Origin of the sequence: Providencia sp. Me31A (assembly GCF_050487165.1) — a bacterium.
In the GTDB taxonomy this organism is placed as follows: Bacteria; Pseudomonadota; Gammaproteobacteria; order Enterobacterales; family Enterobacteriaceae; genus Providencia.
In genome coordinates, this window is record NZ_JBKQGZ010000015.1 from 36,719 (window position 1) to 54,874 (window position 18,156).

At 41.3% G+C, this 18,156-nt stretch carries 16 protein-coding genes; 4 read left to right on the forward strand and 12 right to left on the reverse strand.

Features of this window, described 5'->3' with window-relative positions:
- Positions 1–74: 74 nt before the first annotated feature.
- Positions 75–674: a nucleoid occlusion factor SlmA gene (slmA, locus tag ACLPIE_RS13570; RefSeq protein ID WP_430262331.1), complete on the forward strand. Its 600-nt coding sequence runs from the start codon at positions 75–77 to the stop codon at positions 672–674.
- A 52-nt stretch (positions 675–726) separates the two neighbouring features.
- Here slmA and pyrE read toward each other — a convergent pair whose 3' ends face one another.
- Positions 727–1,368, reverse strand: coding sequence for an orotate phosphoribosyltransferase (gene pyrE / locus ACLPIE_RS13575; protein ID WP_430262332.1), 642 nt, complete (start codon positions 1,366–1,368; stop codon positions 727–729).
- A gap of 135 nt (positions 1,369–1,503) precedes the next feature.
- The gene (gene rph / locus ACLPIE_RS13580) at positions 1,504–2,217 is read right to left on the reverse strand and encodes a ribonuclease PH (protein ID WP_430262333.1); all 714 of its coding nucleotides are present in this window, start codon (positions 2,215–2,217) and stop codon (positions 1,504–1,506) included.
- Between the two features lie 122 nt (positions 2,218–2,339).
- Here rph and ACLPIE_RS13585 point away from each other — a divergent pair, with 122 nt between their 5' ends.
- Positions 2,340–3,203, forward strand: coding sequence for a YicC/YloC family endoribonuclease (locus ACLPIE_RS13585; protein WP_430262334.1), 864 nt, complete (start codon positions 2,340–2,342; stop codon positions 3,201–3,203).
- 225 nt (positions 3,204–3,428) lie between these two features.
- Here the strand turns inward: ACLPIE_RS13585 and ACLPIE_RS13590 are convergent, their stop codons facing one another.
- From ACLPIE_RS13590 to ACLPIE_RS13600, 3 genes are all read right to left on the reverse strand, one after another.
- Positions 3,429–4,685: a nucleoside permease gene (locus ACLPIE_RS13590; RefSeq protein ID WP_430262335.1), complete on the reverse strand. Its 1,257-nt coding sequence runs from the start codon at positions 4,683–4,685 to the stop codon at positions 3,429–3,431.
- Positions 4,682–5,599, reverse strand: a complete 918-nt coding sequence (locus tag ACLPIE_RS13595) for a DMT family transporter (RefSeq protein WP_430262336.1) — start codon at positions 5,597–5,599, stop codon at positions 4,682–4,684. The genes ACLPIE_RS13590 and ACLPIE_RS13595 overlap by 4 nt, the downstream gene beginning before the upstream one ends.
- Positions 5,600–5,665: 66 nt before the next feature.
- Positions 5,666–6,484, reverse strand: a complete 819-nt coding sequence (locus ACLPIE_RS13600) for a purine-nucleoside phosphorylase (protein ID WP_430262337.1) — start codon at positions 6,482–6,484, stop codon at positions 5,666–5,668.
- Positions 6,485–6,671: 187 nt separating this feature from the next.
- On the opposite strand from ACLPIE_RS13600, the gene ACLPIE_RS13605 reads away from it, so the two are divergent.
- Positions 6,672–7,874, forward strand: coding sequence for an ROK family protein (locus tag ACLPIE_RS13605; RefSeq protein ID WP_430262338.1), 1,203 nt, complete (start codon positions 6,672–6,674; stop codon positions 7,872–7,874).
- A gap of 84 nt (positions 7,875–7,958) precedes the next feature.
- Positions 7,959–8,747 carry a hydroxyethylthiazole kinase gene (thiM, locus tag ACLPIE_RS13610; RefSeq protein ID WP_430262339.1) on the forward strand — a complete coding sequence of 263 codons (789 nt, stop codon included), beginning with the start codon at positions 7,959–7,961 and terminating at the stop codon, positions 8,745–8,747.
- A 6-nt stretch (positions 8,748–8,753) separates the two neighbouring features.
- Here thiM and ACLPIE_RS13615 read toward each other — a convergent pair whose 3' ends face one another.
- From ACLPIE_RS13615 to fdhE, 7 genes are all read right to left on the reverse strand, one after another.
- A complete protein-coding gene (locus ACLPIE_RS13615; RefSeq protein ID WP_430262340.1) occupies positions 8,754–9,458 on the reverse strand; it encodes a lipopolysaccharide core heptose(II) kinase RfaY in 705 nt (234 codons plus the stop codon).
- A gap of 211 nt (positions 9,459–9,669) precedes the next feature.
- Positions 9,670–10,836: a nucleotide sugar dehydrogenase gene (locus ACLPIE_RS13620; protein WP_430262341.1), complete on the reverse strand. Its 1,167-nt coding sequence runs from the start codon at positions 10,834–10,836 to the stop codon at positions 9,670–9,672.
- 44 nt (positions 10,837–10,880) lie between these two features.
- Positions 10,881–11,882: an NAD-dependent epimerase gene (locus ACLPIE_RS13625; RefSeq protein ID WP_430262406.1), complete on the reverse strand. Its 1,002-nt coding sequence runs from the start codon at positions 11,880–11,882 to the stop codon at positions 10,881–10,883.
- Between the two features lie 226 nt (positions 11,883–12,108).
- Positions 12,109–13,770: an LTA synthase family protein gene (locus ACLPIE_RS13630; RefSeq protein ID WP_430262342.1), complete on the reverse strand. Its 1,662-nt coding sequence runs from the start codon at positions 13,768–13,770 to the stop codon at positions 12,109–12,111.
- Positions 13,771–13,840: 70 nt separating this feature from the next.
- The gene (gene selB, locus ACLPIE_RS13635; protein WP_430262343.1) at positions 13,841–15,709 is read right to left on the reverse strand and encodes a selenocysteine-specific translation elongation factor; all 1,869 of its coding nucleotides are present in this window, start codon (positions 15,707–15,709) and stop codon (positions 13,841–13,843) included.
- Positions 15,706–17,097, reverse strand: a complete 1,392-nt coding sequence (selA, locus tag ACLPIE_RS13640; RefSeq protein WP_430262344.1) for an L-seryl-tRNA(Sec) selenium transferase — start codon at positions 17,095–17,097, stop codon at positions 15,706–15,708. Before selA ends, selB begins: the two co-directional genes overlap by 4 nt.
- A gap of 22 nt (positions 17,098–17,119) precedes the next feature.
- Positions 17,120–18,055 carry a formate dehydrogenase accessory protein FdhE gene (gene fdhE, locus ACLPIE_RS13645; RefSeq protein ID WP_430262345.1) on the reverse strand — a complete coding sequence of 312 codons (936 nt, stop codon included), beginning with the start codon at positions 18,053–18,055 and terminating at the stop codon, positions 17,120–17,122.
- Positions 18,056–18,156 lie beyond the last annotated feature (101 nt).

Consider the following 18,156-nt stretch of genomic DNA (forward strand, 5'->3'; position numbering starts at 1 on the left):
CTTTGTAAATCTCTTTACTAAGGGCAAAATTTTGGATAGTTTGTTTTGCTGTTTTAGCAGGGGTCTTATTAGGCATGGCAAAAAAAGCGACAACACAAAAACGTAACAGACGTGATGAAATTTTACAGGCTCTCGCGTTAATGTTAGAAAGTAGTGATGGTAGCCAACGTATTACAACGGCAAAACTTGCAGCCACCGTTGGTGTATCAGAAGCTGCACTATACCGTCATTTTCCAAGCAAAATGAAAATGTTTGATAGCCTTATAGGGTTTATTGAAGACTCTTTGGTCTCACGCATTAATCTGATTTTGAATGATGAAAAAGATACGATTATCAGAATTAAACTGATGTTAGCGCTAATCCTCGGTTTCTCAGAGAAAAACCCAGGTTTAACGCGTATAATGACTGGTCACGCGCTCATGTTTGAGCAAGATAAGCTACAAGATCGCATTAATCAATTGTTTGAGCGTATTGAATCGCAATTAAGGCAAGTGCTGAAAGAGAAAAAAATACGTGATTGTCATGGGTTTATCCATGATGAGTCACTACTGGCTTCTCAACTGCTCGCCTTTTGCGAAGGCATGCTTTCGCGCTTTGTGCGTTCTGAATTTCGTTATCGGCCAACCATCGAATTCGAAGCGCGCTGGCCTTTAATTTTAGCTCAGTTACAATGATAGATTATTTATACTACTCACCCCGCCCGTTATTGGGCGAGGGATTTTTTTATTAGATACCGTATTGTTCTCGATACGCCTTCATTGCAGCTAAATGTTCCTGCATATCTCCCTTTTCAGAAAGGTAAGTAATTAAGTCTTTCATCGTAATAATCGAATAAACCTTACAGCCATAATCGCGCTCAACTTCCTGCACAGCCGAAATTTCACCTTTACCTTTTTCCTGACGGTCAAGGCACAATAGCACACCGTTCAAAGTCGCTTGCTGCTGTTTAATGATTTCCATTGATTCACGAATCGCCGTTCCTGCCGTAATTACATCATCAACAACCACAACCCGACCATGTAGAGGGCTACCAACTAACGTGCCCCCTTCACCGTGGTCTTTGGCTTCTTTACGGTTAAAGCAATATGGCATATCAATATTATGATGCTCAGCAAGTGCCACTGCAGTTGTCGTCGCGATAGGAATGCCTTTATAGGCAGGACCAAAAATCACGTCACACTCTATTGTGCTGTCTTGCAGCGCTTGTGCATAAAAACGACCGACAAGTGCCAGATCACGTCCCGTATTAAATAGCCCTGCATTAAAAAAGTAAGGGCTTGTACGGCCTGATTTCAGCGTAAACTCACCAAATTTAAGCACCTGTTTTTTCATGGCAAGTTCAATAAAATCGCGCTGATAGGCTTTCATTGGTCATTCTCCTCATTGGTTATTATTAATATTTTGCTAAAACTGATTAGCAATATTTTGCTGTGAAATACAATAGAATGTAGGATCTCTAGGCATAAAAAAGGCGACTATTTAGCCGCCTAATTAATGATTAACTTACTTCAGCGCTTCTCGCTGAGCTTCAAAAATCGTCTCTAAGCCTGTTTTGGCAAGAGCTAGTAACGCGAGCAACTCTTCATGACTAAACGGCTCGCCTTCAGCGGTACCCTGTACTTCAATCATACGACCATCATCCATCATGACGACATTCATATCTGTTTCAGCCGCAGAATCTTCAACATATTCAAGGTCGCACAACGCTTCTTGATTAACGATACCGACAGAAACGGCAGCAACCATTGATTTTAATGGGCTTTTAGCTATTTTTCCTTGTTCTACCATTTTATTTAATGCATCGACTAAAGCGACGCAAGCACCTGAAATCGCAGCTGTACGAGTGCCTCCGTCCGCTTGAATTACATCGCAGTCTAAGGTAATGGTATATTCACCGAGTTTTTTCAGGTCAACAGCTGCACGTAAAGAACGAGCAATCAATCGTTGGATCTCCATCGTGCGACCCGTTTGTTTCCCTTTCGCAGCTTCGCGTTGATTACGTGAATTCGTTGCACGAGGTAACATGCCATATTCTGCGGTGACCCAACCTTGCCCTTGGCCTTTCAAAAAGCGAGGAACACCTTCTTCAACGGTTGCATTACATAACACCTTCGTGTCGCCAAACTCAATAAGAACAGAGCCTTCTGCATGCTTGGTATAATTGCGCGTGATGGTAATCGGGCGCATTTGGTCTGCTTGTCTATCTGCTGGGCGCATGGTGTTATCTCCATTATCAACTCAAATTGGCACGCATTATACGTCCTTAAAACGATAATGCCTATCCTGTCATCCTCCATAGCGCTATAATCTCTGTAACTTGTTTATAATAGGTACGAATTATGATCCGTAGTATGACAGCTTTTGCCCGCCGTGATATCAAGGGTGAATGGGGAAATGCGGCCTGGGAGCTGCGTTCCGTAAACCAACGTTATTTAGAAACCTATATTCGCTTACCTGAGCAATTTAGAAGTCTTGAGCCAGTTATACGTGAGCGCCTACGTTCACGCCTAACTCGCGGAAAAGTAGAGTGTAGCCTGCGTTTTGAATTAGATGGTACAAATCGTGGTGAACTAATTCTCAATGAACAACTTGCACGACAATTAATCAGTGCCGCAAATTGGGTAAAAAATTACAGTCATGAAGGCGAAATTAATCCATTAGAAATTTTACGTTGGCCGGGCGTTATGTCTGCGGGCGAACAAGATTTAGATGTCATTAGCGAACAACTTATGGCTGGCTTAGATGACGCTATTGATGCCTTTATTCAAAGTCGTGAAGCGGAAGGAGCATCATTGCATGCACTTATCGAACAACGTCTTGATGGCGTATTAGCTGAAGTCGCCAAAGTTCGCCAGCACATGCCTGAAATTTTACAATGGCAACGTGAACGCTTACAAAACAAGCTAGAAGAGGCTGAAATCCAAGTGGACAATAACCGCTTAGAACAAGAGCTCATTCTATTAGCACAACGTGTCGATGTTGCTGAAGAATTAGACCGATTAGAAGCCCATGTTAAAGAAACACGTAATATTTTGAAGAAAAAAGAGGCTTCTGGCCGCCGCCTCGACTTTATGATGCAAGAGTTTAACCGTGAATCTAATACATTAGCATCAAAATCAATTAATAGCGCAGTCACGACCTCAGCGGTTGAACTTAAAGTATTAATTGAGCAAATGAGAGAACAAATTCAGAACATCGAATAGTCTTCTTCAGCAGTAGGAAACACTAAGCCAATTGATACCTTATATTGATTGGCTTTTTATCTTTTATATATTTAACTAGCCCTAGATTAGTAGCAATTATCACCATAATTACCACTCCTTGAGAGGATATCAAACAACTTGAAGTAACGAAGATTCAAAAGAAAAAGAGAAAACCTTGCCTATGGCTTTCTCTTCATTTGTGACCTTTATAGCAAACTGCTGGCTTTAACTTGTTTTGGCTGCTTTTGCGTTTACGCCTTTATCATGATGATAATGGAACGTAAATTGGAAAATAATTGCCAATACAACGGTATAAGATGCAAAAACTAACCAAATCATCTGCCAGTCTTTCACACCGTCAACCGTATAGTAATCAACAACTAGCCCACTTAATATCGCACCAAAATAAGCGCCGACACCATTTACCATCGTCATGAATAGCCCTTGCGCGCTAGCTCGCATGCGAGTATCCACTTCTCTTTCAATAAAAATTGAGCCTGAAATATTAAAGAAGTCGAATGCACAACCATATACGATCATCGACATAATTAAGAACATCAAGCCAATTGCTGATGGGTCACCAAAGGCGAAGAAACCAAATCTTAATGTCCACGCAAACATACTTAATAGCATGACAGTTTTGATGCCATAGCGTTTTAAGAAAAAGGGGATCGCTAAAATAAAGCATACTTCGGCCATCTGAGAAATCGATAACAATATGGATGGGTACTGAACAACCAAACTATCTTGATATAGCGGGTTCAAACCGAAATCATGTAAGAATGGATTCCCGAAAGTATTGGTAATTTGCAAAACAGCACCCAGTAACATGGCGAATAAGAAAAAAACGGCCATGATAGGTTTTTTGAATAAGACTAATGCGTCTAAACCCAGTTTACTCACCCAGCTACTCGAAATCGCTTTTTTATTAACAGCAATTTTGGGCAACGTTAAAGAATAAGCCGCTAATAGCAATGAACAAGCACCAGCAATATAAAGCTGCATACTGCTAAGTTCAAATTTTAATAGGCTGATACTCCACATCGCAACAATAAAACCCACAGTGCCAAATACACGAATAGGCGGAAAATTGCTCACCGAATCTAATTGATATTGACTCAATGATGAATAGCTAATGGTATTTGAAAGAGCAATGGTTGGCATAAAGGCCATTGCATTAATCAGCATCACCCAAAACATAACACTTGAGCTGGTTACTGTCGCAGCATAGAATAGGGCTGCCGCGCCAATTAGATGGCAAATCATATATAAACGATTCGCAGGAATATATTTATCTGCAATAATTCCGATAAGCCCTGGCATTAAGATCGCAGCAACACCCTTCGAGCTATAAACTAAACCAACCTCTGCACCTGAAAAACTTAGCGTTTTCATCATGTACGAGCCGAGTGTCACTAGCCAACTTCCCCAAACAAAATATTGCAGGAAAAGCATAATTTTCAAGCGAGATTTAATGTTCATACAAAGCTCCGTTTGGAGTTATATTTATTTTTTTTTATTTTCAGCTCAGCCATAGCAACACCCATAAGGATAATAGCAACGCCAACAAACTGAATAAATTCAAGAGGTAATTGCAAGACTGTTACCGACAGTAAGATAGTGACAGGTAACTGCATTGAGCTGACGATGGTAGCCAAACTAGTGCCGATAAGCGGTGTCCCCTTTGCAAACATCCACATTCCGAAGAAAGAGCCAAAAAAAGCCAGCGGTAATCCATAGGATAGAAATAACGATTGGAATGTAGAAAGGCTCAGTAAAAATGTTGGGGGCACCACAATTGATGTCAAAATTGCACCGCCGGTTACCATAATGGCAGAACGCATCATCGGGTCTGTCTTGACAGCGAGTGCGCCACTCACATAAACACGTATTGCATTAGACAATGCAGCACACAATCCAAACAAGATACCTAGCCAGTGAAAACTCAAGTTTTCACTATTTAGTAACCCTGTTGCAAATACAGTCCCTATGAGGATCACCACAACGGAAACCATTGTCATCAGAGGAGGGATTTTACGGTTAATAACCGCATTTATCGCCACCCCCATCCAAGTAAATTGCAAAAACAGTACAACGCCTAATGCAGGGGACAAGTATTGCAATGATGCATAGTACAATAACCCTGTTAAACCCGTTGTCGTCCCTGTTAGTAACATCAACAATCCTTGTTGACGTGTTGGCCACGCTAAGCGCGCTCTTTTTACCAGCGCCCCTACAACAACAAAAAACCACAGTAGAATAGCGCCAAGAACCGTTTGGCTACCTATCACATCGTTTAACGAGTAACCTGCTCGGTAGGCCAACACCACTAATGTCGAAAGAATGCCATAACTACAAGCGCCTAAAGAAACTAAAATTAGACCTTTAAATTTCATTTCAATATTCACCCTATTTATACTTATGACAGCCTTTATTTTGTTTTGAGAAAAAGAGTATTGGGATTAAAAACGGGCAATCACACCTGTGACTAATTTTAAGAAGGTTGCTTTTACTTTTTCAGCGGTTTCAATCACTTCATCATGGCTAAGGGGTTGTTCTAAAATGCCGCAGGCCATATTGGTTAAACAGGAAATACCGACTGTTTTAATTTGAGAATGGTGAGCAACTAACGCTTCAGGTACCGTAGACATCCCCACAGCGTCCGCACCTAACGTTCTGATCATGCGAATTTCAGCAGGTGTTTCATAGGTAGGCCCCGTCCACCATGCGTATACGCCTTCACGCACAGAAACACCTTGTTCTGTCGCGACATCCTTGATCGTTTGACGGAGTTCTTTGTTATATACCTCACTGACATCTAAGAAACGTACGCCCAGCTCTGGGTTATTTGGCCCCATTAATGGATTATTAGCGGTAAGATTGATGTGGTCGGTAATAATCATCAGATCGCCTGGATTAAACTCAGTATTTACTGCGCCACAAGCATTGGTGATAATTAATTTTTCGACGCCTAGTGCTTTCATTAGACGAACAGGGAACGTAACTTGATCGAGAGTGAAGCCTTCGTAATAATGAAAACGGCCCTTCATCGCTACGACATTTTTTCCTGCGATAGTCCCAATCACTAGCTCATTGGCATGACCTACCGCTTCAGATTTTGCAAAGTGTGGAATTTCGCTATAAGGAATATGCACTGCATTTTCTAAAGTATCAGCGAACGGACCCAATCCAGAGCCTAAAATGATGCCAACTGTCGGTTTAATATCAGTACGGGACTGAATAAAACGCAAGCTTTCTTGAATATCTTTTGTATGGTGCATAGCTATCTCCAAATTGGAATCGATTAAAAATGGTTAAAATCGATCATAACGCAATTTAGAAACAGAACAGCGATCTTAATCTCATTTTAAGAAAAAGATTTTAGGTATGATGTGTAACATAATGCAGAATTTTATGCGTATATTTGCTAATCTTTGACGAAAAGCGGGAATGAAAAGGAGTGAGGGCTTGTTACATACATTATTGAATGAATTTCGCACCTCAAAAAATTCAAAAACACGAAAACTCAAAGTACTTTATCGGCTGATCCTCAATCACGGTCCAATTAGGGCTGAAATGTTAGCATCATTGGCAAGTATGAAACCTGCAACTTGTGCAAGGCTACTGGATGAATTGAGTAAATACCAACTGATTTCCACCTCAGAACTCGGAGAATCGACAGGAGGACGCAAGCCAATTCTGTATAGCATCAATCCAGATGATGGTTATTTGGTCGGGATTGAAATGAGTGATATATACTCCACCATCGTTTTACAAAACCTAAAACTCGATATTTTAGGGATGGTAAAAGTAAAATATGAACATCTTGAAACCGCTGAAAACATGCTCGACCACCTGCTAAGCAAGGTGGATATTTTACTTGCAGAACATAAGATTACGTTAAAAAACTTACTGGGCATCGGTATTGCTATCGACCATATTTTAGAGCGCGATAAACTTCCCTACCATCAGTATAACTCACGAATAAAACAACTATACGACTATATCACTGGCAAAGTTCCTTGCTTTGTCTTACTGGGAAGTGGGATCAGTTTTGCGGCTTTTGCTGAATATCGTCTACGGTATACCTCTGATAGCCAAAGGTTTTTATTCACAACCTGCGATACTGACATTCGAAGCAGCACCATTATCAATAATCAATACGCTCCAGCCCCCATTAGCACTGCTCAAGCCTTTGGCCATACAACTATTGATATTCATGGTAAGCGGTGTGAGTGCGGCTCTTATGGCTGCCTAAAGCAATATAGCTCACTATCTGCTATTAAGACTCGCGTCATACAGCAATTAAGACTAGGTAAATCTTCTATTATCAATGAATTAGTAAATCATGAGTCTGATATTAATTACCATACTATTTTCCAAGCGCTGACGTTAAATGACCCATTGTGCCTCGAAGCACTTGAAGAGGCAGCTTATTATTATGGCATTGCCATCGCCAATGCTATCTTGGTGACACAGGCAGATGTGGTTGTTTGTGGGGGAACATTAACCCCTAAAAACCACTTTTTTGCGATGACAAAAAAATCGATTGAAGAAAAACTGGCAACTTTCCCACATATCAAGGCACGTATTTATGCCGCAAATGACTCTTATGAAATTGTCGCTCAAGGGGCTGGAGGCATGGTGATGGAAAACTACCTTTCTGATTAGTAAGCGGTTTCATTCATAGTAAGAAAGTGTAGAATAAATCGGTTATCCTACACTTTCCTACTATGAATGAGGGGACATATGTCAATGCTTGAACAGATTAATACGACAATAAAATCAAAGGCATTACAGCAATTGCAGCGACAGCATCCTCTGATTCACTGCATGACCAACGATGTCGTCCAAACCTTCACCGCCAATGTGTTATTGGCTTTCGGTTGCTCCCCCGCTATGGTTATTGAACCAGAAGAAGCAGAGCAATTTGCAGCTATCGCAAACGGCCTACTTGTCAATGTCGGAACGCTAACCACCGATCGGCAATATGCAATGCGTTTAGCGGTACATAGTGCTAACAAGGCCAATAAACCTTGGGTACTTGACCCCGTTGCCGCAGGCCCTCTCACCTTTCGAACCCGCTTTTGTCATGAATTGCTATCATTAAAACCCGCGGCTATTCGTGGTAATGCTTCTGAGATCATGGCATTAGCAGGAGAAAGCCTTGGAGGTAAAGGCGTCGACTCACTCAATACAACAGATGATGCCCTCCCTGCCGCGCAATTCTTAGCTGAAAAATTAGCGACTATCGTCGCCATTAGCGGCGAAACTGACTATATCACTGATGGAACACGAACAATTGCAGTAACGGGAGGGCATCCATTGATGACTCGCGTGGTAGGCACTGGATGTGCACTTTCTGCTGTTGTTGCGGCCTTTTGTACACTGGCAGGAGATCGGCTACAGCATGTCGCAACGGCTTGTGCATTAATGAAACAAGCTGGGGAAACCGCAACACAGCATTGTCACGGCACAGGAAGTTTTATTCCTGAGTTTTTGGATGCAATTTATCAATTAAACGATGACCAAGAAAATAAGTAATTTACGCTACAAGCGTGTTTTTTTACCTCTAATTTTTCTTGACCAGTGACGAAAATTGTCCCTAAAACGAATGAAGCGATAGGTAAAACTTTTACTATCAGGCTCGATACCATAGAAACGTTTTAACGCAATTAAGTCATTGGCTTTACAGATAGCAAAATTACCATAGTCTGATAGGTCAATGACTTTCAATCCATCATCCGTTAATACAAAGTTACCTGCGTGAACATCATTAGAAGACAGCCCATATTGATGTAATTGAGAAATAACGGACTTCATTTGTGCATAATAAGGCGTGATATTGTCAAACTCAGAAAGTACAGTACCTTCAACATACTCTGCGATAATCCATGTTTCCACTGACTCACGACCCCGCATTTTTTCTGCCACAAAATAGATGTCATTTGTCACCGTACAGCCTTTATTTTGTGCTCTAACTAAGCGCCTTAATAACTGTGAATAGTATGGGCCAGATACCATACGCATAACCCGCTTTTCAAAACGCTTATCTCGCTCTTTTTCACATTTAATAATAAAATTCTGACCATCAATAGTAATACGAGCAACACTTCTATCAACATTTCCACTGCCTAGGTTTTTGCTAATAACTTTCCCTTGAATATAATCATTAATAATTTGCCAAAAATCGAGTGTTCCCTCTTTTTGGTAAGTCACGAAGCCATCCCTCTGCTTTTTTATTATTTTTTCCATGATAAAAAACCGATTTAATTCAATAGATCGGGTGATGCTAACAAAGGAAAAAAGGCATTTCTTAGCGATTCTTGCAAAATCAGGTGGCTAAATGAGTAAATTGTGGGATATTGCACAAAATAGATAGAGTTTTAACGGTAAACACCATTATTTGATACGAAAACGAACAGGTTGACCAACATACAGGCCAACCAATCCCTTACCGATAACCTTAGTCGTTACCAAATAAATCGCGGGTATACACTTTATCCGCCACATCTTCTAGCTCAGGCACCATGCGGTTAGCGAGAATAATGTCGCTTTCAGCTTTGAAAACCTCTAAATCGCGGATAACTTTAGAGCGGAAAAACTCGTCCTCCGTTAACACGGGTTCGTATACAATAACTTCAATACCTTTAGCTTTGATGCGTTTCATCACGCCTTGTACCGCAGAAGCACGGAAGTTATCAGAGCCCGCTTTCATCACTAAGCGATAAACACCGACTTTATGCGGCGCTTTGGCGATAATGGCATCCGAAATGAAGTCTTTACGGGTACGGTTAGATTCCACAATGGCGTTAATCAAGTTATTTGGCACGTCATCGTAGTTGGCTAACAGTTGTTTGGTGTCTTTCGGTAAACAATAACCCCCGTAACCGAATGAAGGGTTGTTATAATGGCTACCAATACGTGGGTCTAAAGAGACGCCCTCAATAATTTGACGGGCATTTAACCCTCGGCTTTCTGCGTAGGTATCGAGCTCGTTAAAGTAGGCGACACGCATCGCTAAGTAGGTGTTAGCAAACAATTTAATGGCTTCAGCTTCCGTACCATCGGTAAACAGCACAGGTACATCTTTCTTAATCGCGCCTTCCAATAGTAAGTCAGCAAAGATTTTCGCGCGCTCAGAACGTTCCCCCACCACAATGCGAGATGGATACAGGTTATCCCACAATGCACGGCCTTCACGTAAAAATTCAGGAGAGAAAATCACGTTACTGTAGCCATATTCTTCATGTAAACGGGCCGTAAAGCCGACAGGAATGGTGGATTTAACGATAATGGTCGCGGCTGGGTTGATTTCATTCACATCATGAATAACGGACTCGACTGATTTGGTATTGAAATAGTTAGTTTTCGGGTCGTAATCTGTCGGTGTCGCAACAATGACGTACTGAGCCCCTGTGTAGGCATCAACTTTGTCTTCCGTCGCGCGGAAATTCAATGTTTTTTCCGCTAAAAATTGTTCAATTTCGGCGTCAACAATCGGCGATTGCTTATTGTTTAACATCGCCACTTTTTCAGGAATGATGTCCACCGCCACGACTTCGTGGTGTTGTGACAGTAACATGGCGTTAGATAAGCCGACGTAGCCGGTTCCTGCGATTGCTATTTTCAAACTTGCCTCTCAAATCCTGCTAATGATATTACAGCTTATTGATATTATTGATGATAATAAGAACGGTACCAATCAACAAAAGCCTGAACCCCTTGCTCAATAGACACTTGTGGGCGATAGCCTGTTACACTAAACAGATCTTCAGTATCTGCCCAAGTGGTGTACACGTCCCCTGCCTGCATAGGTAAAAAGTTTTTAATCGCTTGTTTACCTAACGCTTTTTCTAGCGCAGAAATAAACTCAATTAATTTTACTGGCTGGCCATTACCAATATTATAAATACGATATGGCGCGCTGCTTTCTGCGGGTGAGGTCGAATGATTATTTGGGTCTGCTTGTGGGATTATATCTGAAATTCGTATCACACCTTCGACAATATCATCAACAAAAGTGAAATCACGACTGAGATTGCCGTTATTATAAACATCAATAGGCTCCCCCGCCAAAATCGCTTTAGTAAATTTAAATAAAGCCATATCAGGGCGACCCCAAGGGCCATAAACGGTGAAGAAACGCAGCCCCGTCGTGGGTAGCTGATATAAATGTGAATAGGAATGCGCCATCAATTCATTGGCTTTCTTTGTTGCTGCATATAATGAGATAGGATGATCGGTTGGCATGTCCGTGGTGAATGGTGCATTGTCATTCACACCATAAACAGAGCTCGAAGAGGCATAGACAAGGTGCTTCACTTTGGCTTGGCGGCAACCTTCTAAAATCGCTAAATGGCCTGTCAAGTTGCTATCTGCATAAGCGAATGGATTTTCTAATGAATAACGAACTCCTGCTTGCGCTGCAAGGTGGATCACTCTATCAAACTGCTCTTGGGTACATAGCACCCTCACTGTTTCACGGTCGGTTAAATCAAGATGAATAAAACGAAATAGCGGAAACTGTTCAAGCAAATGTAAACGGGATTGCTTAAGCCCCTGATCGTAATAAGCATTTAAATTATCAATTCCAACAACCTCATGCCCATTTTCTAATAAACGCTGACACAGCTTGAAACCAATAAAACCTGCACTTCCCGTGACCAAGTATTTCATATTTTTCATTTTCTATTTTCTAAAGCCCTAAATGAGCATCCTAGTTTTACGACCTAACAAACTTAAACTGAGACAAAAAAATTAACGAATGGTTTTATTGAAAACACAATAATAGATAAAAAATCTTAAAACGTAAGCTGACATTCGAGTTAAGGTGAAGAACGACAAAAATCAAACAGAAAAGAGTAGCAGGCTTATTTTTAAGCCTGCTACAACTTATTGATACTTAATTAGATTCGGGTTTATCTGCCGCTTTTAAGGTACGATACAAGTAATTGCGGTAGCTATCCACTAGTTTCTCATCTTCGCAATCATTCAATTTACCATTACATAAATGACGCATTTTTATATTAGCTTCATAGAATGGGGAAACCTTCAAGTTTGCTCTTTCTAATAAGATACCGCCTAAGAAGGAAATATCCGTTAAAGCACCGGTTTTAATGTCTGTTCCCGATTTCAAATTATCCCGTAGCGTAAACTGAGTTAAATACGCCGGCGATGATAGTTCTGAGTTATATTGATTTAAACTAATGCCTGGTTGGTGATCACCAAAATATAAGAACATCAATGGTCGGCCTCGTTTTTCTATAAATTCCGCAAAATTGCGAATAGAGGCATCCGATGCAACTATTTTTTCCATATAATGGCTAAATTCACCTGCCGCATCTTTATGCTTAATTTTCTCTTTAATACCGTAATCATCACTATGACTTTCTTTATAAGGACCATGTTCGTACATAGTTAAAGAGAAAATAAATACCGGCTTATCGGTTTCTTTTGCTAAAATCTCTTTCACATATTTCAGCATATCTTCAGTACTGATTGTCCATAAATTATCTTGTAATTTACCGGGATAACCGAGTTCCTGCGGCTGAATAATTCTATCTACCCCGAGAGTTTCATAAGCATGCCCCGAATGGTAAGCCCCTTTATTAAACGGCGTTAAGACAACGGTATAGTAACCATTGGCTTTCATTTCTTTAAATAAGCTATTTTTTAAGTTATCGACAATAAAATAAAATACACCGCTTTTTTGTGCGCCAAAGTCATCGCTATTTAACCCTGTTAATGCAGAAAACTCAGATAACCATGTACCACCGCCAAAAGTTTGAACTCGCATTTGGCTATGGGCAATAACACCGCTATCTTGCTGAAACATGAATAATTCAGGTAGTTTGGTTCCTACGGGTAAATTATAAATATGAGGGTCAACTGTTGATTCTTGCAGTAATAAAACAATGTCTGGTTTTTCTGACTCTGTATTATTTTCTAATGTCACCTGGGCGGCTTTTTCAATAAAATAATCCGCAGAGCCTGCAAATTTTGGGGATTGATAGCTAGAGTTTTGGGCAGACATCACGATGTTCGTTATTGTCCCTCGGCCTTTTGGCAGAGTTTGAGACCATCTATCATAATAATGGGCACTCGCGAAACTCGCACCAAAATACCCAGCAACAGCAAGAATTACGCCGAGAATACGAGGCGTGAATGATTTTCTTGCAGGCTTAAATAGCCGCCAACTAATAATGCCATTGATGACGAATAAGATAGTCAACCCCAATAATGCAACACCCGCTAGCCAATAATGACTTAATGTCCCCATATTGGAGGTGTCTGTCATAATATTAATATCAGTGAAAAAAAGCTGTTCTTTGTAGTAATGAACTTTTAACTGGTTTAAAAATTTGATGATAATAAATAAGGTACTGGTCACGGTAGCTGAAAACAACCAACGTGCGGAAAATACCATTAATACACCAAATAAAACGCCATAGACACTTATTGAAATTAGCACAGGATAAATCACACTTCCTTTCTCAAATATCAAGAAAAGAGAGCCAATAAAAATTAATGTCAGATAAAAGCCTGCAAATAACTTTTTCTTCATCAGTTTTACCACGAGGTTAATATTGAAGGTTTGCTATGAAGCACTACTATAACTGAGTCAAACGCTCAGTTTATTCAACGAAAATACCTTTATCTCGTAAATAGTGGCCATCGCCTTTACGACGAGTAAAGCCGCTTTTATCAAAAAACTCAAGAATTTGAATAGCAAGTTTACGACCAATACCTAGTTCATTACGAAAATCGGCGGCAAAAATGACGCCATTTTCCATACAATAGCGATGGATAAGTGCAGCAAAATAGCTAATTTGCTCATGGCTGTAGTAACGATCACGCACAATCGCTGTAATCAACCCCATTTGCGCTGCTTTTTTGAGCAAATGACGTATCGTCTCCTCATCATGACCGCTTTCTAATGCCAAATCCCGTACCCACCACGCCTCATTACGAGAAAACAACGGGTATATTTGTTGCCAAATAGCCTGCTGCTGTACATCAAACACTAAGCCATGCTGGGGCATATGCAGCCAGCCACGAGTTTGTTTGATAACATCATCATTAATAAGATCGCTGATGAATTTAGATACTAGGGGCTCACTCATTGAAGGTAATGCCATACGTTTTAGGCGGGCTTTGCCAACACCAATTTGATCACTATGTATTTCATTAAAATTTTCAAGGGTTTGTACTAAACGCTCTTTAGCTATTTGGGCTTTAAATGTGGATAGTACATAATTATCTACGTGTTCAGCCTCAGTTTGTGCTAATAAATCGTCTAATGCTTCATGAGTTAACTGCCGTGCCCAACCATAATCCTGTAAGTTAAGTTCCCCCTGCTGGAGTTGCAGTTGAAAATGCGCCAATTCATCCTGCTCTTGGCAAAGCTTTGATAACCAATCTAAGAATTCAGGTAATCTTTTACCTCGTCGTGGGGAAACTAATCGAATAACACGCGCTCCCCCCAATGTTTGCCGTGCACTGATATCGCGAATAATCAATCGGTCATTATCTACTAACCATAATGGGTTATCTAAAATTAACTCAGCCAGTACAGGGGTTTCCCCTTGTTCCACCAACAATGATACCCTTCCTGTGATATGACTCGCACCATGATAAAGATGCACTGGCTGCCAATGCTTAATTACAGCATCACATTCCAGTTCAACGATCACACGGTTCGCAATAAATGCGGGTTGCTCTGCAAGCAACCAATCTCCCCGAGTTATTTCCTCTTTTTCAATATCACCCGCAAGATTCAATGCCACACGGTCACCCGCTTGGGCAAAATCAGAAACTTGATTCTGTCGATGAAGCCCCCTGACACGAACCCGCTTTTGCGCCCCTGTGACCCATAATGAATCACCGACACGGATTTGCCCTGCCAAAGCTGTCCCTGTTACAACAATACCAGCACCTTTAACGTGAAAAACACGGTCAATAGCCAAACGAAAACGCCGTTGCAAATTAGCGTGTAAGACACTTTGCTGGTGAAGCTGTTGTAAATGTAAACGTAGTGCTTCAATGCCACGGCCATCTTCAGTGGAGGTGATAAATAATTTAACATCAGGCCAGCCCTGCCGAGATAGCTCAGCTCTAACTTGCTGCGTCACTTGCTCAATCCGAGGCTCATCAACGCGATCTGCCTTGGTTAAAATTAACGTGATATTTTGGCAGCCAGCAAGGCGCAAAATGGCAAGATGCTCAAGAGTTTGTGCCATCACACCGTCATCACAGGCGACAACTAGCAATGCATGGTTAATACCACCAACCCCAGCCAGCATATTTGCCAAAAACTTTTCATGCCCAGGCACATCAATAAAACCAATTGCGCTGCCATCGTGCTGCGGCCAATAAGCGTAACCTAGGTCGATGGTCATTCCACGCTTTTTCTCTTCGGGAAGATGAGCCGTATCTATACCAGTAATTGCTTGAATTAACGATGTTTTACCATGGTCAACATGGCCAGCAGTTGCAAAAATCATGAAAGTAAAACCTGTAATAATGCACGTTCATCATCAAGGCAGCGTAAATCGAGCCACAATTTACCGTCTTTCATACGTCCAATCACCGGTTGAGGGAGTCGACGCCAGTGAGAAGCAAGTGCCTCCAGTGCGCTTCCTTTGCCATTCAATGGGGCAAATGTTATTGCAAAACTAGGCAAACGGTCGATAGGCAAAGAACCACTACCAATTTGTGACAAACAAGGCTCAACTTCGACAATAAACTTGTCTCCATAAAAAGCTTGTAATGCCACCACAATACTTTCTGCATTTGCCTTTATGATATCAGGTTCGCGAGTTAACCAACGTAACGTTGGGAGTTCCGTCGTGAGCTTTTCGGGTGTTAAATAGAGCTTTAATGTTGCTTCAAGGGCGGCTAAAACCATTTTATCGACGCGTAAAGCGCGCTTTAATGGGTGTTTTTGAATGGCATCAATCCATTTTTTCTTCCCTAAAATAATCCCAGATTGGGGACCACCAAGAAGCTTATCCCCAGATATAGACACTAAATCAATACCTTGAGCAAGATATGATTGCGGCATCGGTTCTGCAGGTAACCCATACGCCGTCATATCAATCATGGAACCACTCCCTAAATCTATCGCGGTGGGTAACTGATATTTTCGACCCAACTGTGCAAGCGCTTCGCCTTCAACTTCAGCCGTAAAACCTTCAATACTGTAGTTACTGGTGTGCACTTTCATTAATAATGCTGTGTGCTCATTAATTGCGTTTTCATAATCACGCAAGTGAGTACGGTTGGTGGTTCCGACTTCCACCAGCTGACAGCCCGCCTGCGACATCACATCAGGGACACGGAAAGCACCGCCTATTTCAACAAGTTCTCCACGAGAAACAATCACCTGTTTGCCGTTTGCTACTGTCGCCAATAATAATAAAACCGCAGCGGCATTATTATTAACAATACAAGCATCTTCTGCGCCCGTGAGTTCACAAAGCAGATCAGCGATAGCACGATCTCGATGACCACGCATTGCACCATCAAGAGAATATTCCAATGTAACTGGCGAATTCATCACTTGGCTAACCGCATTAATCGCATTTGCTGACATCACTGAACGACCTAAATTGGTATGCAGCACAGTTCCTGTCAAATTAAAGACACTTTTTAGTGCACTTTGTCCTAATGCCTGATGTCGCATTGATAATTCTTTTAGCCAATCACCATGCCAAGACGGTAATCTCCCTTGCTGTGATATACTTGAGCGTGCTTGCTCCTGCATTTCACGCAAACACGCCGTTACCCAATGCAAACCGGATTGCTCAACCAAGACTTGCACTTCATCAAGCTGCAATAATTTATCGATAGCAGGGAGTTGGCGATACAAAGCAACGTTAGATTCAACCATAGTGACTATTCTCTTTTACAACCTATTTTTCGCCGGGGAATAAGAACGGGTTAATGCTGCTACGCGCAAAGCCTTCTTCTTCCATACGAGCATCTAAAATAATTGACGCTAAATCGTCAGCAACGGCTTCAACTTTGGCTTCTTTTTCTTGGTAAAGAATTTTTAGATAGCTACCACAATCACCACAGCTTTCTGCTTTTACTGCAGCATTTTCATCATCTAATGACCAATAATTCAGGCTACCGGTTTGTTCGCAGTTGCTGCATTTCACTCGTACCATGTGCCACTGTGTTTCACATAAATTACAGTGTAAATAACGCAGCCCTTGAGAAGTTCCTATTTGCACAATGCTTGACACAGGCATGCTACCGCACACAGGGCAAAAATGGCGATGATCTCCAGGCTCTGCACGGGCTTTACCAGGAATATTCGCGGCCATTTGCGCCCAGTACACTGACAATGCTGCCCAAATAAACATCGATTTATCCGCGGGAACTTTTTCAAATTCCTCATTTAATAATGCCGTCGCCATTGTTTCTAATTCAGCTTCAGAGGCTTTATCGAGGTTTTCTAATACAGGACGTACTGACTCAGGCACAATTGGCATCAGTTCTGCAATAATTGAGGTCAATAGCTTGTGCCAATGGGTCGTGCGTGGGAAGTTTTTCGCTTCTAGCGGAGGGGTGTTAGTACTCGTTGAACGCTCAAGAATAGGCGTCATATCCATTTCTAATGGATTATCGTGCTGGGCATTGTGCTGCGCCGCTACAACTTCTGCTGCAAAATTCAGATAATCTGCAAAAGGATGTTCACCAACACCAAGCTCTTTCAATCTTTCTGAGCGACGTTGATATAAACTTTTCAGGTTAGGAAATAGTACTGGTGGAATAAAACCAATGCCTTTTTCTTTTAATCTTTCTTGTCCTAACTCTTCTTTAGGGACGATACGAATACCCATTGCATTCTCTCTTTTCTATTTTTGAACGATTTTTGGCATAGATTAACCCTATACTCAAATTTATCATTTCTATTTTATGCCACCAGCGAAAATTGCTGCTA